At 40.0% G+C, this 24,450-nt stretch carries 22 protein-coding genes; 13 read left to right on the plus strand and 9 right to left on the minus strand.

Annotated features, from left to right (window positions below):
* Positions 1–58: 58 nt before the first annotated feature.
* From MMP72_RS13990 to MMP72_RS14000, 3 genes are all read right to left on the minus strand, one after another.
* The gene (locus MMP72_RS13990; RefSeq protein ID WP_241318248.1) at positions 59–1,204 is read right to left on the minus strand and encodes an alpha/beta fold hydrolase; all 1,146 of its coding nucleotides are present in this window, start codon (positions 1,202–1,204) and stop codon (positions 59–61) included.
* Positions 1,205–1,482: 278 nt separating this feature from the next.
* A complete protein-coding gene (locus MMP72_RS13995; RefSeq protein WP_241318250.1) occupies positions 1,483–2,997 on the minus strand; it encodes a hypothetical protein in 1,515 nt (504 codons plus the stop codon).
* A gap of 424 nt (positions 2,998–3,421) precedes the next feature.
* Positions 3,422–3,808, minus strand: coding sequence for a carboxymuconolactone decarboxylase family protein (locus MMP72_RS14000; RefSeq protein WP_241318251.1), 387 nt, complete (start codon positions 3,806–3,808; stop codon positions 3,422–3,424).
* A gap of 366 nt (positions 3,809–4,174) precedes the next feature.
* On the opposite strand from MMP72_RS14000, the gene MMP72_RS14005 reads away from it, so the two are divergent.
* The 6 genes from MMP72_RS14005 (at position 4,175) to MMP72_RS14030 (ending at position 12,481) form a co-directional block, all read left to right on the plus strand.
* Positions 4,175–5,764 (plus strand): peptide chain release factor 3, encoded by a 1,590-nt coding sequence (locus tag MMP72_RS14005; protein ID WP_241318254.1) that lies wholly within the window; start codon positions 4,175–4,177, stop codon positions 5,762–5,764.
* 275 nt (positions 5,765–6,039) lie between these two features.
* Entirely contained in the window at positions 6,040–6,867 is an 828-nt protein-coding gene (locus tag MMP72_RS14010; protein WP_241318257.1) for a hypothetical protein, read from the plus strand.
* Positions 6,868–6,972: 105 nt separating this feature from the next.
* Positions 6,973–7,884 carry an RsiV family protein gene (locus MMP72_RS14015; protein ID WP_241318259.1) on the plus strand — a complete coding sequence of 304 codons (912 nt, stop codon included), beginning with the start codon at positions 6,973–6,975 and terminating at the stop codon, positions 7,882–7,884.
* A complete protein-coding gene (locus tag MMP72_RS14020; protein WP_241318261.1) occupies positions 7,884–8,696 on the plus strand; it encodes a TatD family hydrolase in 813 nt (270 codons plus the stop codon). The genes MMP72_RS14015 and MMP72_RS14020 overlap by 1 nt, the downstream gene beginning before the upstream one ends.
* Positions 8,697–8,837: 141 nt before the next feature.
* Positions 8,838–11,594 carry an aconitate hydratase AcnA gene (gene acnA, locus MMP72_RS14025; protein ID WP_241318263.1) on the plus strand — a complete coding sequence of 919 codons (2,757 nt, stop codon included), beginning with the start codon at positions 8,838–8,840 and terminating at the stop codon, positions 11,592–11,594.
* Between the two features lie 95 nt (positions 11,595–11,689).
* A complete protein-coding gene (locus MMP72_RS14030) occupies positions 11,690–12,481 on the plus strand; it encodes a tRNA threonylcarbamoyladenosine dehydratase (protein WP_241318265.1) in 792 nt (263 codons plus the stop codon).
* 22 nt (positions 12,482–12,503) lie between these two features.
* Here MMP72_RS14030 and MMP72_RS14035 read toward each other — a convergent pair whose 3' ends face one another.
* Positions 12,504–12,968 carry a CHAP domain-containing protein gene (locus tag MMP72_RS14035; protein WP_241318267.1) on the minus strand — a complete coding sequence of 155 codons (465 nt, stop codon included), beginning with the start codon at positions 12,966–12,968 and terminating at the stop codon, positions 12,504–12,506.
* A 545-nt stretch (positions 12,969–13,513) separates the two neighbouring features.
* A complete protein-coding gene (gene dusA, locus MMP72_RS14040) occupies positions 13,514–14,530 on the minus strand; it encodes a tRNA dihydrouridine(20/20a) synthase DusA (protein WP_241318269.1) in 1,017 nt (338 codons plus the stop codon).
* Positions 14,531–14,663: 133 nt separating this feature from the next.
* Here dusA and MMP72_RS14045 point away from each other — a divergent pair, with 133 nt between their 5' ends.
* Entirely contained in the window at positions 14,664–15,812 is a 1,149-nt protein-coding gene (locus tag MMP72_RS14045; RefSeq protein ID WP_241318271.1) for a tyrosine-type recombinase/integrase, read from the plus strand.
* Here MMP72_RS14045 and MMP72_RS14050 read toward each other — a convergent pair.
* The 4 genes from MMP72_RS14050 to MMP72_RS14065 all read right to left on the minus strand — a co-directional run bounded on the left by MMP72_RS14050 (position 15,796) and on the right by MMP72_RS14065 (position 19,360).
* On the minus strand, positions 15,796–16,068 hold the full coding sequence (locus tag MMP72_RS14050) for a pyocin activator PrtN family protein (RefSeq protein ID WP_241318273.1): 273 nt from the start codon (positions 16,066–16,068) through the stop codon (positions 15,796–15,798). The genes MMP72_RS14045 and MMP72_RS14050 overlap by 17 nt on opposite strands.
* A 17-nt stretch (positions 16,069–16,085) precedes the next feature.
* Positions 16,086–17,045 carry a hypothetical protein gene (locus MMP72_RS14055; RefSeq protein WP_241318276.1) on the minus strand — a complete coding sequence of 320 codons (960 nt, stop codon included), beginning with the start codon at positions 17,043–17,045 and terminating at the stop codon, positions 16,086–16,088.
* 1 nt (position 17,046) lies between these two features.
* Entirely contained in the window at positions 17,047–17,766 is a 720-nt protein-coding gene (locus MMP72_RS14060; RefSeq protein WP_241318278.1) for an inovirus-type Gp2 protein, read from the minus strand.
* Positions 17,767–18,766: 1,000 nt separating this feature from the next.
* Positions 18,767–19,360 (minus strand): hypothetical protein, encoded by a 594-nt coding sequence (locus tag MMP72_RS14065; RefSeq protein WP_241318280.1) that lies wholly within the window; start codon positions 19,358–19,360, stop codon positions 18,767–18,769.
* Between the two features lie 1,325 nt (positions 19,361–20,685).
* Between MMP72_RS14065 and MMP72_RS14070 the strand changes: the two genes are divergently transcribed.
* From MMP72_RS14070 to MMP72_RS14095, 6 genes are all read left to right on the plus strand, one after another.
* Positions 20,686–21,774, plus strand: coding sequence for a hypothetical protein (locus tag MMP72_RS14070; RefSeq protein WP_241318282.1), 1,089 nt, complete (start codon positions 20,686–20,688; stop codon positions 21,772–21,774).
* Positions 21,774–22,106, plus strand: coding sequence for a hypothetical protein (locus MMP72_RS14075; protein ID WP_241318285.1), 333 nt, complete (start codon positions 21,774–21,776; stop codon positions 22,104–22,106). The genes MMP72_RS14070 and MMP72_RS14075 overlap by 1 nt, the downstream gene beginning before the upstream one ends.
* A gap of 20 nt (positions 22,107–22,126) precedes the next feature.
* The gene (locus MMP72_RS14080; protein ID WP_241318287.1) at positions 22,127–22,393 is read left to right on the plus strand and encodes a hypothetical protein; all 267 of its coding nucleotides are present in this window, start codon (positions 22,127–22,129) and stop codon (positions 22,391–22,393) included.
* Between the two features lie 9 nt (positions 22,394–22,402).
* Positions 22,403–23,503 (plus strand): hypothetical protein, encoded by a 1,101-nt coding sequence (locus tag MMP72_RS14085; protein WP_241318289.1) that lies wholly within the window; start codon positions 22,403–22,405, stop codon positions 23,501–23,503.
* Between the two features lie 149 nt (positions 23,504–23,652).
* On the plus strand, positions 23,653–24,036 hold the full coding sequence (locus tag MMP72_RS14090; RefSeq protein ID WP_241318291.1) for a hypothetical protein: 384 nt from the start codon (positions 23,653–23,655) through the stop codon (positions 24,034–24,036).
* A gap of 107 nt (positions 24,037–24,143) precedes the next feature.
* On the plus strand, positions 24,144–24,443 hold the full coding sequence (locus tag MMP72_RS14095; RefSeq protein WP_241318293.1) for a hypothetical protein: 300 nt from the start codon (positions 24,144–24,146) through the stop codon (positions 24,441–24,443).
* The last annotated feature ends 7 nt before the right edge of the window (positions 24,444–24,450 follow it).

The raw sequence follows: 24,450 nt of genomic DNA on the forward strand, positions 1-24,450 counted from the left end.
TAGTGGCAAGATTGAACTCTTTAAAAAGAATAACAATCTTGCCGATATATACGAATGATTAAAGAGAGCGTTGAGCCAACCAATCAGTCACAACAGGCCAAACGGTTTGAGGGGCTTGATTGCCTGAGACGAGACCCATGTGTCCACCTGCGACGATTTTAAACTGTTTATCTGTACTGCTGATGAGATCCATTAAGGGACGTATCGCTTCAGTGGTGACGATGATATCGGTGTTACCACCGACAGCGAGTACGGAGCAGTCGATATCTTTTAAGTTTGCAGTTTGCTCGCCAAACTTAACCAAACCCGTCGATAGTTCATTATCAATCCAAAAGCGTAAAATAATATCTCGCATCACACCGCCGGGATAAGCCAGCATGTTATCGACAAAAGAACTTGAGGTTGCATGGTTAATCACAAATTGGCGATCATTCAGGTTTCTGACCAATTCCCAATAATTTTTAAAGTTACCGATCGGGTCGGTGAGTTTAAAACCAAGGGTGTTCTGCCAACCATGGATGTGAAAGATATGGCTTGGAATTTGTTTAATACGAAAATTGGTGTTGTTGCGAATCCATTGAGCAGGAATGGTCAAACGTTGGTACAGCTTGCCCATATAGCCAGATTGATGTGTGTTAATCGGTGATGCCAAAATGACCATATTTTTAATATCTTGATCTTTAAATAACGCTGTATAGCACAGTGAAAGGGCGCCACCTAAACTCCAGCCATAAAGTGACAGTTGTTGCTGTCCGCTATGTTCTCGGATTTTTGCTATAAAGTCGGGCATAAACGTTTTAACGTAAGTACCTAAATTGTATTTGGCTTGGCGTAAGCTCGGTGTACCCCAATCGATGAGGTAAAGCTCGAAGCCTTGTGACTGAAAATAACGAACCAAACTGCGCGAAGGAAATAAATCGTAAATCAGCATATTTGCAGCTAAAGGCGGCACAATAACCAATGGAATTCGGTGTTTTTGCGCTGCGCCTGCGTCTGCTGCGTAATAACGTAAGCTAATGATTTCACGTTGATAAACAACTTCAAATGGTGTTTTACCTGATAAGGCAAGTTGATGTCCGCGTAACAAGCGATCTGCTGCATTGGAGAAAATATGGCGCGTTTGCTGACCAGTGTGACTATTCAGCAGTTTTTGAGCAGTTGGCGAATTAAGTAAATTACGTCTAACTTTTGGCAATTGAGTCATTGGAACTTAGAACTCTAAGGTTGCTATTCAGTAGCCGCATATTAAAAGAAAAATGAAATCAGCTCAGTGACTCATCTGCTTAACTTATCCCCCAAAATGATCAATTTGGGGTATTCATCAAGGAGATTTTCGCAAAAGGCTGCTATTTCGTGACTATTATTTAGCGAAGCATCAGTGAAATGGTCAGCGTATCCATTCTGCTCATTTTTATTGAATTGGAGTAAATCTTCTCCATTTTAAGACAAAGCTTTACTCCAGCTCTTTCTAAAAAAATAGTTTTATTCGAACTTCTCTCGTACCCAACCATAAGCGGCTGCAAAAGGTAAAGCGGTTCTTGCCAAATATGGCACATGCCATAAACCGCCGTGATTGGCATTTTCCATAATCAGTTCAAGTGGATGCTCTAATGGTTTATCAGGATTGGTTGCACTCTCTGGATTATTTAAATCATGCACCCAAAGTGCGGCCATAATCGCATTGGTGGTTTCAGGGCTAAATGTTTCGACTTTAAACAAATCAGCACCAGAGAAAGCTGCTTTAAGGATTGGGTTTTTCACAACAGAATGAGTGGTTGTAGAGGGTGCAATATTAATCACGGTCTTTTGACCACGCGCACGTGTGGAAATTGCAAACCATTGTTGTAGTCGTTTTGCGAGTGCGTAGTTTGGTCCTTGCTCAATCACCATACAATCAGAAATACCATATTGCTGACCATTGTCTGACCTGATTAACTGTTCGATATTGGGTTTAAAAAAGTTAGCCAAAGAGATACCGTGAATGGATTTGGTCAGTAGTTTTTCAAACATTGGGCGTTGTTTGATGTTCTGTTGGATTGATTGCACAACAGATTTTGGAATAGCGTAAATATCGGTTGGGGTCAGCATAAACATGATACTGCTGTCCGCTTTTAGACGACTGACTTGCTCCATGATGCTAATCATGGCGATGGAAACACGAACATGTTTTTCACCATCTAAATAAGCAATCCCCGCCAAATCTAAAGTTTCAGTAAAGGTGTTCAACCAATTGGCAATTTCAGGTGTTTGGGTGAGTAAGTTCGCGCCGAGTTGTTGCTCATTCTTCACCGTTGTGATTTGTGGGGCGATTAAGGTTGCATTGCCTTGTTTGACTGTATTGGTAATTTTTTCCCATATTGCTGGATTGGGTAAATCAATCGCAACAATATTGGCACGCCATTTTGCCAGCCAACTCAGCGGACCGGCTTCAGAAGCCGCACCGAATAGCACCATGGTACGTTTAGACAAATCAAACCATTCAGGATGTTCATTGAGTAGACGTAAGGCTTTAGCATGACTGGGTTCAATGACTTGTTGTTGCTCCCAAAGATCAATTTGCTGTAATAAAGCTGCACCTTGTAATTTCGTACCATTATAGGGAATAGACCAAGCTTCGATGTTTGGACTGCCTGTGCCTTTTAGGACGAAGTTTTCAAAAGGTTGCTCTTTAATATTCGCCATTGCATTGTTTAAAGTGTCACGTTTTTCAGCTCGATTGAAGTTAAATAATGCTTTGGCTGTATCTAATCCTTGCTGTGCAATACGTGCAGGATGATCTACTGACTCAATCCCCGTTTTGACCAATTCTTGAAAGTAAACAGGATAATTTTTTCTCCAGTTTTTTTCGGCAGCCAGTTTAGATACATAAGGTGAGTCAACACTTTGCAGCGCTGACCTTAGAATTTGCTTTGCGGTATATGTGGTGCTAGGTGTTTTTTTACCTGACTGTATCGGGAATTGTATGCCAGCTGGATTAGATTGTATTTTTTTGCTCAATTGATTGCTCCATTATCTTCAAAATTAATTCAAAACTTCATTTATCATCTGTCACATCTTAGTCACTCCATGCAGTAAAGATGATGGCAAAAAGTGTACTAATCACGCCTAATCTTTATTCGATTGATATTGGACGTAATTTAGTCAGAGAATAAACATGAAAAAATGAGATTAATTCCAAATATCGTTTCAGTTTTTTCTAAGTATTTAACCCAGATAAAATAAGATTTAGGATCTAACTGATTATTTTTAAAGAATAAATCTAAAGATAAAAATACAGCATAGCGTAAATAGGACATTTGACTGCTGATTTGGGGCATTGAATGTCATTTGGCTAGAAATTAAATGTAAAACGCCAAATGAAAAATCATTTGGCGTTCAAGTCTGTGATAAAGCAACTTGCTTTAGTGATTTAGATAATGTTCTAAGACTCGAGTTGATATTCATTGATTACTTCAAGTGCAGCCCGAAATGCTTCCTGAGTTGCGGGTGCGCCACAATAGGGGAGACTATGCAGTAGGACTTCCTGAATTTCTTCAACACTCGCACCGTTATTCAATGCACCACGAATATGACCTTTAAGCTCAGTCGGGCTTTTCAGTGCGGTTAAAAATGCAATGGTAATGAGTGAACGGTATTTGCGTGGCAATACACCTTCACGTTGCCAAGTTGAACCCCAAGCATGTTCATTAATCCAGTCCTGTAATGGCTGAGTGAAGGGCACCGTATTGTCCTGTGCGCGTTTCACAAAGGATTCGCCCATGACTTCAGTACGAACTTTTAACCCATTTTCAAAATCTTGTTGTGACATATTTTTTCTCTTATATAAGGATGAGAACAAAATTGGATGTGTCCATCGACATTTCCTTATGGTAACCAAATCATGGTAGAAGCTAAAGTCTTTGATTTTGACGTGATGTTTTAAAGTTAGAGGTGAGGTGATACATTAAAAAGCGTGATTAAGTGGAGGGTACTTAAACGTACATTAGAAAATAGAATTTAGGCTCTTATCATCAGAGTGACCTTAATTGTGGATAACTCAAGACCTATCAACAATCGATAAAACATGCTCTATAAATCTGCTACAATTGCGCCAATTTCAAATTCTTTCGAACCTCATTTGTTAATACTTTTGTTAGTGCTTACAAATGGACGGACAAAATTGTAGATTTTTCTCATGTTTAAAGATGAATTAGCGGCACAAGTTGCCCAACGACGCACATTTGCGATCATTTCCCACCCCGATGCGGGTAAAACCACCATGACAGAAAAACTGCTGTTATGGGGTAAAGCGATTCAAGTCGCAGGTATGGTAAAAAGCCGTAAGTCTGATCGCGCAGCAACGTCGGATTGGATGGAAATGGAAAAAGAACGTGGTATCTCGATTACTACCTCTGTGATGCAATTCCCTTATAAAAAGCACACCATTAATCTTCTCGATACACCAGGACATGAAGATTTCTCTGAAGATACCTATCGTACTTTGACTGCCGTTGACTCTGCGTTGATGGTCATCGATGGTGCAAAAGGGGTCGAAGATCGAACCATTAAATTGATGGAAGTGTGTCGTATGCGTGACACACCGATCATTTCGTTCGTGAACAAAATGGACCGTGAAATTCGTGAACCGTTAGAGCTACTCGATGAGATTGAAAATGTCCTGAAGATTCGCTGCGTACCGATCACATGGCCGTTAGGTATGGGGCGTGATTTTGCTGGTGTCTACAATCTGCTAGAAAATAAACTGTATGTCTACAAGGCAGGTTTTGGTTCAACCATTACTGATATCGAAGTGCGTGATGGATATGACTATCCTGATATTCGTGAAAAAGTGGGCGATTTAGCTTGGGCATCTTTTGAAGAGTCACTTGAATTGGTCCAGATGGCAAATGAACCATTAGACCGCGAGTTATTCTTACAAGGTAAACAGACCCCTGTTTTATTTGGAACCGCATTGGGCAACTTTGCTGTTGATCATGTCCTTGATGCATTTATCAACTGGGCACCAGAACCAAAAGCACATCCAACACAAGAACGTGTTGTTGATGCCAATGAAAGTGGCTTCACTGGCTTTGTATTTAAAATCCAAGCCAATATGGACCCGAAGCATCGTGACCGTATTGCCTTTATGCGTATTTGCTCGGGTAAATATGAAAAGGGTTTGAAAATGAATCATGTGCGTATCGGTAAAGACGTGCGTATTAGTGATGCATTGACGTTCCTTGCAGGTGAGCGTGAGCAACTGGAAGAGGCTTGGCCAGGTGACATCATTGGTTTACACAATCATGGCACCATTCAAATCGGGGATACCTTTACCAGCGGTGAGAATCTTCATTTCACTGGAATCCCTCACTTTGCGCCTGAAATGTTCCGCCGTGTTCGTTTACGCGATCCACTCAAATCGAAGCAATTACAGAAAGGCTTGAAAGAGTTGTCTGAAGAAGGTGCGACACAGGTCTTTATGCCACAAATGAGTAACGACCTGATTGTTGGTGCAGTGGGGGTGTTACAGTTTGATGTGGTTGCTTACCGTCTGAAAGAAGAATATAAAGTAGACTGTATTTATGAGCCAGTGAGTGTTCACACTGTTCGTTGGGTTCATTGTGATGATGAAAAAATCTTCAATGAATTTAAGAAAAAGGCGCATGATCAGTTGTCAGTGGATGGTGGTGGTCACTTAACTTACCTTGCCCCAAGCCGTGTCAATTTGCAGTTGATGCAAGAACGTTGGCCTGATATTCAGTTCAGCAATACGCGAGAACACTAATTGATAGGATAAGGGTGAATGATAGATTATATGGGAGTCTTACTGAGTTCTCATCAGATTTTAGGATAACCTGCGGTTCGCCCTACTTTTGTTTCGGCAAAAGTAGGCAAAACCATTGTCATCCACAAAACCTGTTCACTTCTTTCATTCATTTGAATCTTTCGCAGAAACATTATCTTGTTTAAATCACGCAGGTTGTGGATGACGTTTCTGCGTATCCAATATTTGTTTGAGTTTTAATAATCAAGAATTGAAGAAAAATAAAGGATGATGATATGAACGCTTTAAAACCCATTCTCAGTATAACTTTAATGATTGGAATGATGGCTTTAACGGCATGTGATTATCCGAAAAACAATGAATCTGATTCAGCAGAGTCGACTGAGTCGAAAACAGCAAAGACTGAAAAAGCAGAGATTCTTCCGTACTTAAATATCCAAGAAAGCAAAGCAAAATATGCTTTGCCTTTTTGTGAAAAGAAAAACTGTATAGATGTTGATATCCAAACCATTAAAACCCAAGATGCGTGGCTGAATACGTGGATTGAGAGAAACCAATCCATGGTTATTCAACAGCAAATAGAATTAAAACAAAGTATGACCTTACAACAAGCCATAAATGCTTACGTGAAAAAGTCTGATGAATGGCAGGATAAGTATTCGGAAAATAAAGCCTATGCATTGCACCTGAATACGCGAATGGCATCACAACGCAATCAGTATGTGTTGTTACAAGTGGGCGTGGATACCAAACAAGAAGATATCGAGGTCAAAGATCGTTATTATTTCTTTGTCGCAGATCGTAAACGACAAAAGCACTTAACGGTGTTAGATGTGATTCAAAAAAACCAGCAAAGTGCTATGCATGATGTGATTCAAGTCCATTATCAGAAATGGGTCGAACAGCAGTCTATCGAAGTGAAAAAGCAAGTGCCAAAGACCTTATACTGGGGGCAAGCAGATTGGTTCTTTGATGGCGAAGGAATTGGATTGCATTATCGTGCCAATGAAATCAGTAAAGATGCGCCACAACTGGCGATTTATTTCACAGCAGAACAAACTCAACAGATGTTACAGCCCGATATTTATCAACAAATGTTCTAACTTGAGTAAGATACGTATAGAAATTGCATGTGCTTATAGCAGATTTTCATGAAGTCAGATAGCATTTTAAAAAGCTTGTATACGAATAATGGTGATAGGTTCTAGATGAAAAATTTTTATAAATACAGTGTTCTTGCTTGTGCAATTTTACTTGCGGCATGCCAACCGAAATCAGAGCCAAAAGAATCACAAGATCAGCCACAAGACCCAGCGACGATACAGCAGCAAACAGAATCTATATTGCGTGGTGAAACTGTAAAAGTGGCGCTCACTTTACCCGAATGTAAGGGCAATACTTGCCCTGATTTTGTGGTTGAGCGTTTAAAGAGTAACTTTGTCTTTATTGATCAATTTCTGGATGAGGAAATCCTAGATCAACTCAGCAAAATGTTGGATGTTGTGGATGCAGATAAAGCAGTATCTACGGTACAAGCCGCTGAGCAAAAGTCGAATTTAGAGGTACAAGTACAGCAATATGCCAATGCTTTTATTAAAATTGATGAGGAGTTAAAAGCCCTGAGTATTAGTCATCAGATTAGTTTGTTGGTTAAACCAAAGATATTACAAACAGAAGGTATGTTAGCGACGGTGGTACTCAATAGTAGTAGTTATATGGGGGGCGCGCACGGTTCGACTTCACAACGTTACTATAATTTCGATTTGGTCAATCAAAAGAATATTCACTTAAATGATTTACTGTTACCAAAACAGCAAGCGACTTTAAAAAAACTGACACATGAAGCATTTAAGGCATGGATCGTCGACTCTAAACTTGCCAATAATCCTGAAGAATATGAGCAAGCTTGGCCATTTGAAATGACGGATAATTTCTTGTTAGGCGAAAATGGTTTAATCCTACAATATAGCGAATATGAAATTGGTCCTTATGTGGTCGGTTTACCGCGCTTGGTGATTCCATTTGATCAATTACAAGGGGTTTTAAAGCCTGAATATTTGCCCAAAGTCGATGCGCCAGCAGCTTCGACAGTTGTTGCAGACACTAAAAGCAAGACCTAATGCCATTATTTGATACCCATACCCATTTTGATGTTGCCGATTTTGATCATGATCGGCAGCAGTTGGCTGTACAAGCCAAACAAGTGGGGGTAGAGGCTTTGGTTCTGATCGGATTTGTTGCATCTCGCTTTGATGAACTCATTCAGACCCATCAACAATTACAACATTGGGAAAATGTCCCTCAATCTTATCTCGCACCTGGTTTACATCCTTTTTATATCGAGCAACATCAGCTAGAACATTTACATCAGTTGGAACAGGTTTTAAAGCAGCATCATTGTGTTGCTGTGGGCGAGATTGGTTTAGATACTTTTTTAAAAGCACATAAACAGCCAGAATTATTTGCTAAACAACAGCATTATTTTATTGCGCAATTGGAACTCGCAACACAATATCAAAAACCAGTGTTATTACATATTCGCAAAGCCCACGCAGAAACCCTTGCGATCTTAAAAGCGCAAAAATTCAAATTGGGTGGCATCGCACATGCGTTTAGTGGTGGCGTTGAAGAAGCGAAGGCATGGGTTAAACTTGGGTTTAAAATTGGTGTAACGGGACAAATCACCAATCCAAATGCGAAGAAATTACATCAAGTGGTACAAGCGATTGGGGTTGAAAATCTGGTGATAGAAACAGATTGTCCTGATATGACGCCTTTATGTTGTCAGACATCAACTGAGCATCGAACCCGTAATACCCCTGTGAATTTACCTTATGTCTTAGATGGTTTGGCACAAGCACTTCAGTTGCCTCAAACGCAGCTTGCCGCGCAATTGTGGCACAACTCTTCTGAGGCGTTACATCTCAGATAGTGCCTATCTCTAATAGAATAATAATCATGTAATTTTAAATAAGATAACTAAAAGGGAACACAGCATTTCCCAAACTGGCTTACATTAAATAAAGAACTTGATAATAAACGAATGAAATCGCCAAACTGGGAGGATTGTCCTATGGCCAGATATAGCAAAATCAATAGTTTTAATGCATTACAAACACTTACTGTCGATTCAAAACAATATCAATTTTTTAGCTTGAAACGTGCAGCACAGACACTTGGCAATATTGAGCATCTACCTAAATCCTTAAAGGTTTTATTAGAGAATTTATTGCGCTTTGAAGACCAAAAAAGTGTAAAAGTTGAACATATTCAAGCCTTAGTGGATTGGCAAAAAACACGTAGCTCCGATCAAGAAATTCAATACCGACCAGCACGAGTGTTGATGCAAGATTTTACGGGTGTACCCGCTGTGGTTGATCTAGCAGCCATGCGTGCAGCAATGGCAAAAGCAGGCGGTGATCCAAATCGAATTAACCCATTATCACCTGTTGATTTGGTGATTGATCACTCGGTCATGGTTGATCATTTTGCCAATCAAAATGCATTTGCTGTAAACGTGAGAATTGAAATGGAACGCAATGGCGAGCGTTATCAATTCTTACGTTGGGGACAATCTGCATTTGATAATTTTAGTGTGGTTCCACCGGGTACAGGTATTTGTCACCAAGTCAATTTGGAATATTTGGCTCAAGCGGTTTGGCTGGGTGAAGAGGATGGTCAAGATTTTGCTTTCCCAGATACCTTGGTCGGGACAGATTCACATACCACTATGATTAATGGACTTGGGGTGTTGGGTTGGGGTGTCGGCGGGATTGAGGCAGAAGCCGCAATGCTAGGACAACCTGTTTCAATGTTGATTCCTGAAGTGATTGGTTTCAAATTGACAGGTAAACTGAATGAGGGCATTACCGCAACAGATTTGGTGCTCACTATTACCCAAATGCTACGTCAAAAAGGTGTGGTCGGTAAGTTTGTCGAATTCTATGGTGATGGTTTAGCCGATTTACCACTCGCTGACCGTGCCACGATTGCCAATATGGCACCTGAATACGGTGCAACCTGTGGTTTTTTCCCAATTGATGAAGTCACACTGGCATATTTGATACTGACAGGTCGCCAACAAGAACGCATAGATTTGGTTGAGGCGTACAGTAAAGAGCAAGGTCTATGGCGAAATGCTGGAGATGAGCCAGTATTTACCGATACATTGAGTCTTGATATGGGTACGGTTCAAGCAAGCATGGCTGGTCCTAAGCGTCCACAAGATCGTGTGTTACTGGCAGATGTACCGAAAACCTTTCATGCACTCATGGAGCTGACATTAAAACCAGCCCAAGAGATGAAAGAACAATTGGAAAATGAAGGAGGTGGCGGCACAGCCGTTGCAGCTCATCAAGCCAATCTTCCACATGAGAGTCCATCCTGTACCATTGATGGGCAAATATATCCTTTAAACCATGGCGATGTGGTGATATCAGCAATCACGTCATGTACCAATACCTCTAATCCAAGTGTCATGTTAGCCGCAGGTTTATTGGCGAAAAAGGCGATTGAGAAAGGCTTACAACGCAAACCTTGGGTCAAAAGTTCGCTTGCACCAGGTTCAAAAGTGGTGACCGATTATTTGGCTGCGGCAGGACTAACACCATATCTCGATCAGCTTGGTTATAACCTTGTGGGATATGGCTGTACCACCTGTATTGGTAATTCTGGTCCTTTGCCCGATCCTGTTGAAGAGGCGATTCAATGCCATGATTTGAATGTTGCCTCGGTACTTTCAGGCAATCGTAATTTTGAAGGTCGCGTACATCCATTGGTGAAAACCAACTGGTTGGCTTCACCACCACTGGTGGTTGCGTATGGTCTGCTTGGTAATATTCGTACTGATTTAACCACACAGCCGATTGGTACTGGAAAAGATGGGCAAGATGTTTATCTAAAAGACATTTGGCCAAGTCAGGCAGAAATTGATCAAGCATTACAACAAGTCACCACTGCGATGTTCCATAAAGAATACGCAGCCGTATTTGATGGCGATGCTACATGGCAAGCGATTCAGATTCCGCAAAGCCAAACTTATGCATGGCAGGATGACTCTACTTATATTCGCCATCCACCTTTCTTCGAGGGGATTGAGCAACCGCCTCAAGCAATCACCAATATTGAACAGGCACGTATTTTAGCAGTGCTGGGTGATTCGGTAACAACAGACCATATTTCTCCAGCGGGGAATATCAAAAAAGACAGTCCAGCAGGTCGTTATTTACAGGAACAAGGGGTAGATCCGAATGACTTTAACTCCTATGGTTCCCGTCGTGGTAATCACGAGGTAATGATGCGAGGCACCTTTGCCAATATTCGAATTAAGAATGAAATGTTAGATGGTGAAGAAGGGGGTTATACCATCCATATTCCGAGTGGTGAAAAACAGTCGATTTATGATGCCTCTATGCGTTATCAACAGGATCAAACACCGCTGATTATTATTGCTGGTAAAGAATATGGCACAGGTTCTTCACGTGATTGGGCCGCCAAAGGCACCAATTTGTTGGGTATAAAAGCAGTGATTGCAGAAAGTTTTGAACGGATTCATCGTTCTAACCTTGTTGGGATGGGCGTATTAGCACTTCAGTTTATTGACGGGAAAACACGTCAGTCTTTAAATCTTACTGGTCGAGAGATTCTTTCAATTTCTGGGCTGTCTGATGAGATTCAACCACATCAGGCTTTAGAGGTGAGTGTGATTCGAGAAGATGGAAGCCAAGATTCATTTAAAGTGTTGTGTCGAATAGATACCTTAAATGAAGTGGAATACTTTAAAGCAGGGGGAATTCTGCATTATGTATTACGCAACTTGATTGCATCGTGAGTAAGAAAGAAGCCCTGTAACTTACAGGGCTTTATTCAATCTAAGTCAGGATTCAGGTAAAATAAGCATGATTTTACCGATGTTAGATGTGACACATGACTGATCTCCAAAATGATGAATATGACCGCCGTTTTGCTGGCGTGGCTAAGATTTATGGAGAGAGCACATTCACGCATTATGAAAAAAGTCACGTCATGGTGATCGGGATTGGTGGGGTTGGGAGTTGGGCTGTTGAAGCGCTGGCCCGTACTGGCATTGGTGAACTCACGCTCGTCGATATGGATGTGATTGCCGCATCCAATATTAACCGTCAACTTCCAGCAATAAGCTCTACACTCGGACAAGAAAAAATTGAAGTGATGGCAGAGCGTTGTCGTCAAATCAATCCAAGAATCAAAGTCAATGTCATAGATGATTACTTAACACCTGAAAATGTTCAGGACATTCTAAATCCTGTTCCTGACATCATTTTAGACTGTATTGATGATGTCAAAGCCAAGCTAGCGCTGATGTTGCATTGTCGTTTTAACAAGATTTCATTGATTGTATCTGGTGGTGCGGGTGGCAAGCTTGATCCGCTCAAAATTCGAGTCGCAGATTTGTCTAAAACTGAACAAGACCCAATGTTGGCAAAATTACGCGCACAACTTAGATCAAAAGGTATCTGTAAAAAACCAAAAGAAAAGTTCGGGATTAGCTGTGTTTATTCAATCGATAATCCATTTTCAAGTGTGGAGCTTTGCGCTACGTCAGAAAACGCCACTTCTTTTAATCCAAGCGCAGGCTTGCGTTGTGGTGGGTATGGGTCAGCAGTCGTTGTGACTTCTAGTTTTGCGATGGTTGCTGTGGCGGAAGTGTTGAAAAAGCTAGATTTAAAGAAGGGCTGATTATTCCAGCCCCTGTCTTCGATTAGATGTAGTTTGAACCTAAACGGTAGTAACTATAAGTCACATTTTTATCTTTATAAATATCATGGCTGCGTTGCTTAAAGTCTGAAATCCACTGTGTGCCAGAGAAACCAGCAATATGCCCATAACGGTGTTTCTGTGTGCGGTGAATAATATAAATATCACCCTTTTGCGGTTGATCAAAAGCTGGAGTGATTTTCTTATAACCAATTTCTTGTAAAGTTTTGCCCCAATCTGAGGCTGCAACAGGATGATTGACGATTTTTGCGCCCGCAGACTGTAAAGCAATCCTGACGAACTTCGCACATTGCGATGAACTACGATAAGACGCTCTACGTGTTAACTTTTGTGCAAAGGCCATGACATCGACTGAAGGATGTTTTGGTACATCTTTGGTCGTCACAATCATTTGATGAGGTGGGGTGTGAACCATGCTGTGATCAACTGAGGGTGCATCATAAATCATCTTTAAACTCTATCGCATTTCTAAATAACCGAATGAATGCCAGACTCTTGGCGAAAGACATGGTAAGCGAAAAAAGATATAAAAACCTCTTTGTAATGTAATAATGTATCATTTGTGCTGGCTTGGGGATAACTTAGCGTAAATCGTCTAACAATTATTTTATTAATTATCAAAAATTTAGCGAGTGTTAACTTTTGATAAATTGATTTGTAATATTATATTTCAAAATCGTGCATTAAATGATCTTTTGGGGGCGAAAAAAACAAGAAATCGTTGGTTTTTTAAGGTTCAAGTGGTTGTTTTATATTTGAATAATTTTTATCTTGGGAAGTGGGATAACTTTCCTCATTCATTAGAAAAATTAACAAGTGATTCACTTATGTGCATATTCATGGTGAACGTTTGAATTCTAAAGCTCTGATTTGACCTTATTCAACTTTGTGTGGAGTCAAATGAAAATATCACAAGATACTGTTATTAAATAACTTTAAATACTCAAAAGGATGAGCTTCATGCATCATCCTTTGAGTCTAAACAGGATGGCTTTAGTGTTGCTGTTCTCGGATATAGTCCTCGGTGCGTTGCATCGCTGTTTGGATATTTTGAATTGCACTTTCAATATCATTGATGGTTTTTGCATTGCCACCACTGAGTGCTTGGCGCCATTTGCGAGCACCCGGTAAATTTTGAAACAAACCGAGAATGTGGCGTGTGATAATGGAGAGCGGCGCACCTTCAGCAACGCGTTGATGAATATACGGCATCATCTGTTGCATGATGTCAAAACGGTTAGGTGCTTCTAAATTCCATAATTGGCCCATTTCAGCCAATAAATAAGGGTTGTGATAGGCCTCACGACCAATCATGACACCATCGACATGCTGTAAGTGTTGTTGTGTTTCTTCAAGGGTTTTGATGCCACCATTTATTTCAATGGTCAGGTGTGGGCGTTCTTGTTTCAGGCGGTAGACATCTTCGTAGCGTAACGGTGGCACTTCACGATTCTCTTTCGGTGATAAGCCCTGCAAAATGGCAATCCGTGCATGTACGATAAAATGGGTGCAGCCTGTTGCAGCCACGGTATCGACAAAATGCAGCATTTCTTCATAAGAGTGCATATCATCGATGCCGATACGATGTTTTACTGTCACGGGAATAGATACTGCCTGTTGCATGCTGTGAATACATTCAGCAACGAGGTTTGGCTCAGCCATTAAGCATGCACCAATTTTATTGTTTTGAACACGATCACTTGGGCAGCCGACATTTAGGTTGACTTCATCATAACCCCAGTCCTCAGCCATTTTGGTACAGGTGGCTAACTCTTGTGGATTGGAACCACCAAGCTGTAGCACGATCGGATGTTCTTGTTTGTTAAAATCTAAATGACGATTTGCTCCGCCATAAATGATGGCACCTGTGGTCACCATTTCGGTATATAGCACTACATTGGGATTAAATAAACGTGCGAAAAAACGGTAATCTTTGGTTGTCCAATCCATCATCGGAGCTACACTGATTCTTGGGTTACTAATGGTTTCAAGGTTTTTGTTAATAGTCATTTAAAATCATACCTTTAAATCGAGTATTTGAATCTGCGTAAACGCATGGTAACACCTGTGAATGTGGGTTTTGCTGTTTGCATTTACACCAAATTTTACACCATAATGAGAAAAATAGTTCATGGTGTAAATTATGGGGTCGGTTACAGTTAGAAAAGGTGCAGATGGTAATGTGAATTACCGTGCTGCTATCCGTATCAATCGAAAGGGATATCCTGTCTATTCTGAAAGCAAAACGTTCCATTCAAAGAAAATGGCGGAGAACTGGCTTAAGAAAAGAGAAGTTGAGATTCAAGAAAATCCAGACATTTTGTTAGGCAAAGAACAACTTATAGACCTAACCTTGGCAGATGCCATTGATAAATATTTGGAAGAAGTTGGGAGCGAGTACGGAAGGACGAAACGCTATTCTCTACACTTAATTAAGAAATTTCCGATAGCGCGCAATATTATCACAAAAATAAAATCAGTACATTTAGCTGATCATGTTGCTTTAAGAAAGGCAGGTGTTCCTCATCTTGATTTAGAACCAATTGCAGCAAGTACACAACAGCATGAGTTACTACATATTCGTGGTGTATTGTCTCATGCCGCTGTCATGTGGGATATAAATATTGATTTAAATAGTTTTGATAAAGCTACAGCGCAACTGAGAAAAACACGTCAAATATCCTCTAGTAATAAACGAGATAGGCTGCCATCCAATGAAGAGTTAATAGCTTTAACTAAGTATTTTGTTGAACGATGGAAGCTCAACAAATATGGGACGAAGTATCCAATGCATTTAGTGATTTGGTTTGCGATTTTTTCTTGTAGGCGTGAAGCAGAATTAACTCGATTAAGTTTATTTGATTATGATCAGCATCATTCATTTTGGAAAGTCCATGATTTGAAGAATCCAAATGGTTCGAAAGGAAATCATAAAACTTTCGAAGTCTTGGAACCTTGTAAAATGATTATTGATCGATTAATGGATCGTGAGGTTCGTAGTAGAATGTTGAAATTAGGTCATGATGAAAATTTACTTTTGCCATTAAATCCTAAAAGCTTAGGTAAGGAGTTCAGAGAAGCTTGCAAGATGCTAGGGATTGAGGATTTGCGCTTTCACGATCTAAGACATGAAGGGTGTACTAGACTTGCAGAACAAAGTTTTATGATTCCAGAGATTCAGAAAGTAAGCCTGCATGATTCTTGGAGCAGTCTGCAAAGATACGTGTCAGTCAAGGCTCGAAGGAATGTCATGCAGTTGGAGGAGGTGCTACGCCTCATTGATGAAACGTAGCAAAATCTTTGGAAGCTTGTGAATACTGTTTATCTAAAACATCAGCAAAGTCATTAAGGTGCACCAAAAATGGTGCACGCTTACTTTTATCTATTTTGAACACTGAGAAAGGAAACTCACAATTATTAGCCTTCCTGAGTGCTTCAGCCTTACTTAAATGAGGGTAGTAGTCATTGACTATCGTCATCAAGTCGATTGCCATAGTGCGATATTTCATAAACAGGTAATCCGCTGTATTAAGCTGGAATGCACCCATTTAAAACCACCTCTCTATTAAGCTTCATTTATCAGATACAAAACACTAAACGTCGAATCAGTGCTACCAATTCTGTACAAGCTATCAGTACCGACAAGGTAAATTTTTAGCTGCATAATCTGCTCTTTGAACGTGCGACTCTTCTTGTGAAAAAGATTGCTCGCCATATACCTATTCAATAGAGATGTATCATAAAAGAGCTGGTAGTTATGTACTTGTTCAAAATCCAGTTTAATTCTTTCAAAAAAGCCTAGATTATTGAGTGATACAGGGTCATCTATGAAATCACGACGTAGTAAGATGATGAAACGTAGTCTTACTTGGTTATTCAAGATCGGCTCTTTTTTCAAGAAGATTGCAAGTAGCTGTTGATCTTCAAAACTATTCATAAATTCACTGCTGACTGCTTCAATCGCCCTATTTAACTGGGGCGAACCAATTTGGGTTGTATCCGTGGTAATCACGAACTCATGACTCGTAAAACCGTTGGCTGCTTTCGTAACCACCTTAAACGTATCAGTGAACTTTTGAACACTAGCTTTCAATGTAGCCTCCCATTCTTGGTTTGCTGCATTGTAGTGATGCGTTTGTAACTGATCTTGAAATGCATAAACAAAGCTAATCAGTCTATTTGGATCAATGCCAAAATCAGAATTGGGGGGAGTAAGTCCATATTGATTAGCCATTTGTCCGCACAAAAATAATTTTGGGTTGAGCGTCAATGAAGGCATCTGACCATTACACCAAGGCGAAGATGGTAAGCAACGTAATGTATTAACCAGTGTCCCGAAAACCTCATGCACCTTTGGGTGGGGGTAAGCATTTGCTTGACCTGCATTAGGGATTCGTAGCTTGGATATTTCCTCTGTTACCTGATGGAAATCACATGGGCTAGGGTGTGGATGAGCCAGTTTACCCGTAGCTGACATATATCCCGCTTGCAATGACGGAAAGTTGTTTTTGGTCAATATCAACATATTATTGCTCCCCACCATTTTTATTTACAGAAGACGCTTGGTCTAGTGACTGTGAACCCTTACGAGGTCGCCCAGCATTGCTAAGTTTTTTAGGCTTCTGACTTCTATGCATTGATTTGTAGTCAGTTGAGTCTAAAGCTTTGAATATGAATGTTTGATCTGCTTTACACAGATATTGTAGACATTCATCTAAAACCATACGTTTTTCACTATCGAGGTAGTTAATCATACCTATACCTAATCTTTTATATTTATGTTTTGCTATATGGCAGTCGTATGTACAGCCAGCACCATCTGTGAGCTTTTCCCAATACTTTGTAATCTCGTTTGCGTAGTAACCGTCTTTCTGACATTCATTGCCATTTAGAATGAATATCCCGTGTGCATGGAACCCTTTTTTTATCCCATGTTCAAACTTCAGAATATATGCAAAAATTTTCTTCAGTTTTGAATTATTCCGACGGTTCTTTACGAACTTGTTTAAAAGTTCTTTTAGCAAGTTGAGTTTATCTAAAGAGTGAAATTCATGTTTAAGATCATGTGCCTGATCTTGGCTATTCAATACCTCATCTGGGATTTTAAACCCAAAATCGATACGTAGAATTAACAGCTTTGACGACTTTTCAAAGCAATCTTTTATCAATTCACGACATGAACTTAAATTAGATTTACTATTTTGGGTGCGTGTTTGAATAGCTTCCTTTACTTCCTTGCTATTCATACACTCACGTATCAGTTGAAAAAAACGATTTAGTAGGTCAACTCTCGTTTGCATGTACATCAGGCTTTGAGGCCGATATTCAAACAATCCTAAGATACTAACGCAACTTAATTGGTCTAATGCCTTTTGGAAGCAGGAAATCTCTTCACAGACCTTAAAGTCTTCATATAGCTTAGGATAGACTGATGTGATTTCATCAAATATAGGAATAAAAGGACGAAACCAATCAGGATAAGAGAGCAGCCCATTAAAGCCATCAACTGACGTAATGCTAGCTGTTAACTCGTTTTGCTAAACAGCACTCCCTTACAAATGATGCTATGTTTAGCATCATTTTTATTCGATACTCCCTATACAAGATCGTCTCATTCATTGCTGATGAGGGGGTAAGTTGATAGGTCGAATCACTGATTAAAGGATAGATTGTAGTCTCAGGTAATCTCTTGAAACTGAATTTATTCCCTTTAGGTTTACGTTTCATCTTATTCCCCCATTAACATAATTGGAGATAGAACAGGCTTCTGACTAGCAACTGTAGTACATGTAAATATATCTCTTACTTTGTTGTAAGGTGTTGTAAACAAAAGTAATATTATCCTAAATAGAATGGGACTAGAATTGTCAGAAAAACACCTTTCAACTAGGATGTTTTTAGATGAATCGTGTGATGTTTTTATGTACATAGTTACTCCAAATGTGAGTGGCTTTTAGTTTCCAAAACTTGTAATAGGAAACAGCAGTTTTAACTCTCGGAATTTCTAAGCACAGATAAAATCAGCTCATAACAAAAACTATCTTGCCAAGCTCTATTCCGATTAAGCCACACTTTACAGAGGTTTCTAATAGACTTCTTGTTTATAAGTTTTTATGGTCTAAAAACAAATTTCCATATAAAACAATAGTTTATTTTTTTTGGTGAGTTTTTAAGAGAGAACCCAATTCGGAAGATTTTTTTGCTCATTTATGGTATGAGAAATTAGTTTATTTTTGGGCTAATTCCTCATTTTTTTCTTTTATTGTTTGGATCTTTTTTGATTATTATACTTTCTTTTATTTGTGGGGCCTCATCTAACCACTTTGTTAATGTTTCTGTACTATAGCTAGTTTTATAAAAAAAATTGAAAGGTTTATTCTGTGTAGAATTACCTTTTGTTGAAATTCTGCTAAGGTAGCTTTCTTGCTCTTTGATTAAACAATCAAGTGTTTCTATTACGTTTAATATGGTATTGCTCTTCTCACTTAGCTTTGACCACTTTTTGCTAGGTTTTTTTAGCCAAGATTTTTCGTTAAGTGTTGCTTCGGCTCTTTTTTTCATATTTTTAAAATGTTGAATGTATTTTGTTCTTCCCTTAATAATCATTTTTTCTCTTTTTTTATTACGATTGTCCTTTCGCTCGTTTTGATAGATAAATTTTTCATCGTCTTTCGAGTTTAGAATTTCGATACGATCTTTGAGATTTAAAAATTTGATACGATCTCTAGGGTTCCGAATTCTTCTGCAACCTTTAACGTCTGGTGACTCTGCGAAATAATAATCCAATAATTTTTTACCTTCTTTTGCTGCCGCATTCTTAGAAGCCCATGTTGGTTTCATTTTTGAGCGCTTTTTAAGCAGTCGTAAAAATAATATAGCGCATCTCTGTTGTAGTGTAGTTTTTATATGTTGCCTTATGAGAGTTTCGATGTCTTTAGAGTGTTGTTCAGGGTTATGAGATATCTCCATATATGAATAAAGTTTAGGTGTTACAAGATGATATAACTGGGTATGGATAGGTTTAGGGTAAGGGCGGACTCGACCTGTATATAGTCTATTTAGCTGCATAATCTCAGACAAAACGGTGAAATGATTTTTAATCGATAGAGCTTCTTCTAGTTTAGATTGGGCTGCTTCAATTTCACCTTGATGTAGATCTTTGCGTATTGCATGACATAAGTTGAAAATATCGCATAACCAAAATTCTTATAAGCAGTATGGATTTTTTTCAAATTCAATTTTTAGGTAGACGTAATCAATAGTATTAGGATGAATAGACTCATGCGTTTCTTCATATTCTATTCGTCCATTTTCATGGACAATCTTTTTTTTGTTAGTTACCCGTGTAGTAACTACGTGCGAAATATAACGGTGAAGGACCATTTTTTCTAAAGCATCGACTTGATGTTGAATTTTAAAATACTCAGAAGGGTCTGACGCTGGTTCTGTAAATATTACATTCTTGTAAGTCATATGCTCTTTATTAAATAGGATGTATTCGACTAAGTTGATTATAACAACCTTGAGTTTGGCAACGCAAAACAGACGTTGAATCTTGTGTAAGTTACCACCTTTATCTTTTTAAAACAAATATTTGATGATGGTTTTTGTCTGACTGGTTTGGATGACTTTTATCGTATTTTTTTGACCCATTTTTATCAGTTATAAATTGAGATGTATGTGAATGAGTATAATAAAAAATCTTAAAAAATAAAATGAAAGCTCTTTCCTTTACCTGCTTGACGGCAGGTAGAGGGGAGATTATCCTTTCCGTGCTGGCCTACATTGCCAGTCGGTTTTGACAGACCGTTCATCTAGCGTATCAGGTTCATATTCTTTCTGAGTATATGACTTGTGCGAAACCTTCTCGTCCCCCTTTGCGGTAGAACGGGAGGGGGACGCGTTCGCGCGTGCTGGTACTAGATGATCAGTCTGTCAACCCTCTTTCGTTCTGCCACCATCAATTGACAGTGATTTGGTAGAACTTCTATTACATCTAGGAGTCCGCCATGCGTACTAATTTCACTTTCTTTATTCAGTTCCCTGATCTTGATAAGCATTTGCTTTTCTGTTTAGACCGCCGCTAAGGCATCCCTGTGTCTAATAAAAAGTTAAAAACAATTTCTTAAAAAAATAGCGCTTATTTAAATGGGGGGACTATCCCTATGTATACCTATCGTTTTTTGATGGCATGCGTGTTGTGTCCATGTGTGCTTGTTGCCTGCTCATCTGGGTCTGAACCTGAGCAAGAAGCGGCGGTTGCAGCGAAGCCAAAACCATCTGCCAATACCAGCCAACGTCTACAACAACCGATACAACGCCCTGTGATTATAGATGCTGCTGGCGTCGCAACATTAACACCTGTGGCGGAGGGTGAGTCGGTCGGTGGGGTTGATATTCTAAGTGATTATCTATCTGAACCGAATGAAGTACGGGCAGCGTTACGAAAAAGCATACCGCTTAAACCTAACCAAATATTGGTCTTTGGCACCCATCATTCTAAACCCCAATATCTATTGTCAGAATTTGCTGAGAATGATCTCTTTGCCGCAGCCAATGATTTGATTATCAACCGCGTGAGAAGTTTAAAGACCGTAGAACCGCTCAGCAAAGACACCTATGAAACCACAGCCCAATACCAACAACGAGTGGCACAGCGAGAACTACGCTTACAAGCCCTGACATCCAAGATGCAAGTTGACTTAGAGCAACTGGAAGCAGCACTGAATATGTTGGCGCACACCCTGACAATCAGCACCTCAGAATACCCAGGTCAATATGATGAGTTTCGCTATGATGCAGATCATCAAGCCTTAGCTTTGACAGCCTCTTATAAGAATGAACTCTCAGGTCATAGAAAGCATTACGCAGTCAGTCAATTCAGTTTTGCCGTGTCGATTACCCCGAATGATGCGAAGGAGATACATAGAGCCATCGAATCAAGTGGTTGGTTGGGACAAGCAAACCTAGGATTGGTCTTTAACTATAACAATCAACAATTGACCTTAGATCGAATCATCTTGGCACCTTCCAATGATCTCATTTATCACTTCCAGCCTGATGTGGTCACGGTAAAGGAGTTTGAAACAGAGTATGGAGAGTTGATCGAAGGAACCATGCAACAACATCGTTTCTCTTTACATCAAGCTTTTCCTTTCAAATTTGGATTAAGTAGCTACTCCAAAGTCAAGCAAGCATTCACATCTCCTGAACCCAACCTTGAGCTTTCAGAACCTGAAGAAGGAGTTTACTGATGCTACCTAAATTAGTTGTGATGGGATTTGGACTACTGTTGCTGAGTATGCAGGGGTGTGGACTGATCGGTGGTGGCAAAGCACCGACTGCTGATGAAATTCTGACTCTAATGCATGAAGAAGATGCTGATGTGGTACAGGTCAATCTGAAAGCCTGCCAACGTTCCAATCCCTATGAAGGTGAAGCTGGTGCAAGACCGAAACACGATATCTACCGCTGTCAAATTAAAGTGGAACGCTTTGAAAAAGCCTATAACCAAAACTTTATGACAGAACAAGAGATTTACTTACGACATGACAGCTACTCCGTGAACGGTTGGCAGATTTTTTAAAAATTAAATGAGAAAGACTGATGAAAAAAACAAACATCCTGATGGTCATCGCAATGGGGCTATTACTGAGCGCCTGTTCTAGAGGGGCTGAATCCGAATTTAAACGAGACTGCCGTAAAGGAATCGGTGACCGCAGTATCTGTAGTTGTGCCTATAAAAAACTTGAAGAGGTTTATGGAAAAAAGCGCTTGAACGAGATGTACAAGAAACAATTACCGCCAAGTGATTACTACGAGACAAACATTGCCGCACTGCAACATTGTGCGATCAAAAAGCGATTTGGATAGAGGGATACCATGAGCTATACCTCATTTCAAGACTGTATGCAGAACTCGATGTGGTTTAAACAACTGATACACGATCCACAGGTTTATCTTGCACCGCATATTCCAGAGCAGAAGCTACAAGGCGCTGCAAGCTATCTTCCTGTCTCTGTTGTTTTATCCGATGTATTGATGTTGATCGATGATACGGTCTTTGGCAGTGCCAAAGCAGGATTATGTCTGACCGAGAGAGGCATCTATACCAAAGAATCTTTTGAAGACAGCAACATGTTTTTATTTGAATACATTAAAACCATTAATGTCAGCGGTGGATTCTTTGGCTACGGTTTGGATGTTAATGGCAATCGGATCATGCGTTTCACCCAGATCAATAAAGAAACTGCACACCACTTAAATTTGGGTTTGCGTGAATTACTCAATACCCGACAGGCTAGAAGCCAAAGCCAACAAAAACAGCAATCTCAGTCCACATCACTGTCACCCGCCATGACTGGGGTGATTGATGTGATGGTATTCTTTGCCTTATACAGAACCTCAGTCTGTCAACCTGAAAGTCGCCAATATCTTGCTGAACAGTTCCAACGTTTTCCTCAACCTGCAAAACAATATCTTGAGCAGCAATTACTGAGCGGTATATGTAAGCCATGGACCAAAATTTGGCAGAGTGTCATCAGTTGGGGAACCAACATGCCTTACACGGCAAAGGCAGAACTGATGGTACAGGCATTTCATTTGATGGCGATGAACGCATATCCCCTCGAAGAAATGATGAACTTTCTCTATCAGTTGGGAGATGCTTTAGGGCTGACGCGTCAGCAAATCGATGAGCTATTAAGGGAAGTGTTCACTTCAGACAACCAACAAAACAATGATCATCCTGAGCCTGAATCGCACAGTGGCATGAGTATCCAGCACGCTTGTCAACTCTTGGAAATCGACCAACAGCAACTCAGCCTAGATCGCGTACAGCACGCCTACCGAAAAAAGATGGCAGAGTTTCATCCTGACAAGTACCAGCAATTACCGCCCTCGGTACGCCAGCTCATTGAACAACAGGCGATGCAACTGAATCAGGCAAGAGACTATCTCAAAGACTATTTAGGGGTGTGTTAATACGCATCTTATCGCGATTTGAGTGTGGACGTTTTTAAGAATAAACAAATTTCAAATACATATTACCGCTATGAAGCAGCATCTCCACTTCAACCATCACTTTGTTGGGGATGCACCGATAAAGCGAAACCAAGATAGGAAATATAACCGTGAATAAATTCAAAATAATGATGATAGCCTCATTCCTTTCAATCCCGTTGCTGATCTCAGGATGCAGTAGTGGTCTTGATCCAAATCGATTTGAGGTGAATCTCGCAGAAGAAAATAACCCAAGCTTTATGGGAAGGGGATTTGGTTTGATTGATAACGTGTTAACGATTCGTTCAATTGATTCAGCGCCGATCTCTGTGACCAAAGTGGATGTAAATAATGGACGTTGTAGTTATACCAAGCAATTTGACAGAGAGATTAAATTCCCGCAGCACTTTCAGATCGGACAATCGTTACGCTTATATCTCAAGTGTCCGTTTAATTCGGTGGTCAAAGTTGATATTGAAACCGACCAAGGTGCAGCCAGCTATAGCTTTAAATAACACTCTAATCCGCTAAAAAACACAACAACTGACATAAAAGCCATGCCCAATTAGGGCATGGCTTTTTTATGCCGACAACATTCATATCCCACCACAGGAGCAGATGCATGGCTACCCTACGTTGTCCTTACTGCAATTCCGAACAGGTGGTTTTTACTGAACAGCAGACCAACAACTTTCAGTATTTTGAAAGAATCATCGACACATTCTCTCCCCTAAGCTTTGCCTCACTGGGCTTCAAACTCGCCAAAGCTGCTGCAATTCCACCTTATATCGGCGGACTGATTGGTGTGCTGGTTGGGGGAACACTGATCTTGGTCAGTCAACACTATTTCTATCGCTACTACCGTGGCGCGCAACATTATCGCTGTTTGCACTGTCAATGCGACTTTGCTGTGGCGAACTAAATTTTTT

The organism is Acinetobacter sp. NIPH 2699, assembly GCF_022549355.1.
Classification (GTDB): Bacteria; Pseudomonadota; Gammaproteobacteria; order Pseudomonadales; family Moraxellaceae; genus Acinetobacter.

Coding starts and splice junctions, on each gene's coding strand:
- MMP72_RS14070 (WP_241318282.1), top strand. CDS start 20,686: ATGTATACCTATCGTTTTTTGATGGCATGCGTGTTGTGTCCATGTGTG.
- MMP72_RS14000 (WP_241318251.1), bottom strand. CDS start 3,808: ATGTCACAACAAGATTTTGAAAATGGGTTAAAAGTTCGTACTGAAGTC.
- acnA (WP_241318263.1), top strand. CDS start 8,838: ATGGCCAGATATAGCAAAATCAATAGTTTTAATGCATTACAAACACTT.
- MMP72_RS14045 (WP_241318271.1), top strand. CDS start 14,664: ATGGGGTCGGTTACAGTTAGAAAAGGTGCAGATGGTAATGTGAATTAC.
- MMP72_RS14095 (WP_241318293.1), top strand. CDS start 24,144: ATGGCTACCCTACGTTGTCCTTACTGCAATTCCGAACAGGTGGTTTTT.
- MMP72_RS14055 (WP_241318276.1), bottom strand. CDS start 17,045: ATGTTGATATTGACCAAAAACAACTTTCCGTCATTGCAAGCGGGATAT.
- MMP72_RS14075 (WP_241318285.1), top strand. CDS start 21,774: ATGCTACCTAAATTAGTTGTGATGGGATTTGGACTACTGTTGCTGAGT.
- MMP72_RS14015 (WP_241318259.1), top strand. CDS start 6,973: ATGAAAAATTTTTATAAATACAGTGTTCTTGCTTGTGCAATTTTACTT.
- MMP72_RS14005 (WP_241318254.1), top strand. CDS start 4,175: ATGTTTAAAGATGAATTAGCGGCACAAGTTGCCCAACGACGCACATTT.
- MMP72_RS14030 (WP_241318265.1), top strand. CDS start 11,690: ATGACTGATCTCCAAAATGATGAATATGACCGCCGTTTTGCTGGCGTG.
- MMP72_RS14010 (WP_241318257.1), top strand. CDS start 6,040: ATGAACGCTTTAAAACCCATTCTCAGTATAACTTTAATGATTGGAATG.
- MMP72_RS14080 (WP_241318287.1), top strand. CDS start 22,127: ATGAAAAAAACAAACATCCTGATGGTCATCGCAATGGGGCTATTACTG.
- dusA (WP_241318269.1), bottom strand. CDS start 14,530: ATGACTATTAACAAAAACCTTGAAACCATTAGTAACCCAAGAATCAGT.
- MMP72_RS14060 (WP_241318278.1), bottom strand. CDS start 17,766: ATGAATAGCAAGGAAGTAAAGGAAGCTATTCAAACACGCACCCAAAAT.
- MMP72_RS14035 (WP_241318267.1), bottom strand. CDS start 12,968: ATGATTTATGATGCACCCTCAGTTGATCACAGCATGGTTCACACCCCA.
- MMP72_RS14020 (WP_241318261.1), top strand. CDS start 7,884: ATGCCATTATTTGATACCCATACCCATTTTGATGTTGCCGATTTTGAT.
- MMP72_RS14085 (WP_241318289.1), top strand. CDS start 22,403: ATGAGCTATACCTCATTTCAAGACTGTATGCAGAACTCGATGTGGTTT.
- MMP72_RS13990 (WP_241318248.1), bottom strand. CDS start 1,204: ATGACTCAATTGCCAAAAGTTAGACGTAATTTACTTAATTCGCCAACT.
- MMP72_RS14050 (WP_241318273.1), bottom strand. CDS start 16,068: ATGGGTGCATTCCAGCTTAATACAGCGGATTACCTGTTTATGAAATAT.
- MMP72_RS14065 (WP_241318280.1), bottom strand. CDS start 19,360: ATGAAACCAACATGGGCTTCTAAGAATGCGGCAGCAAAAGAAGGTAAA.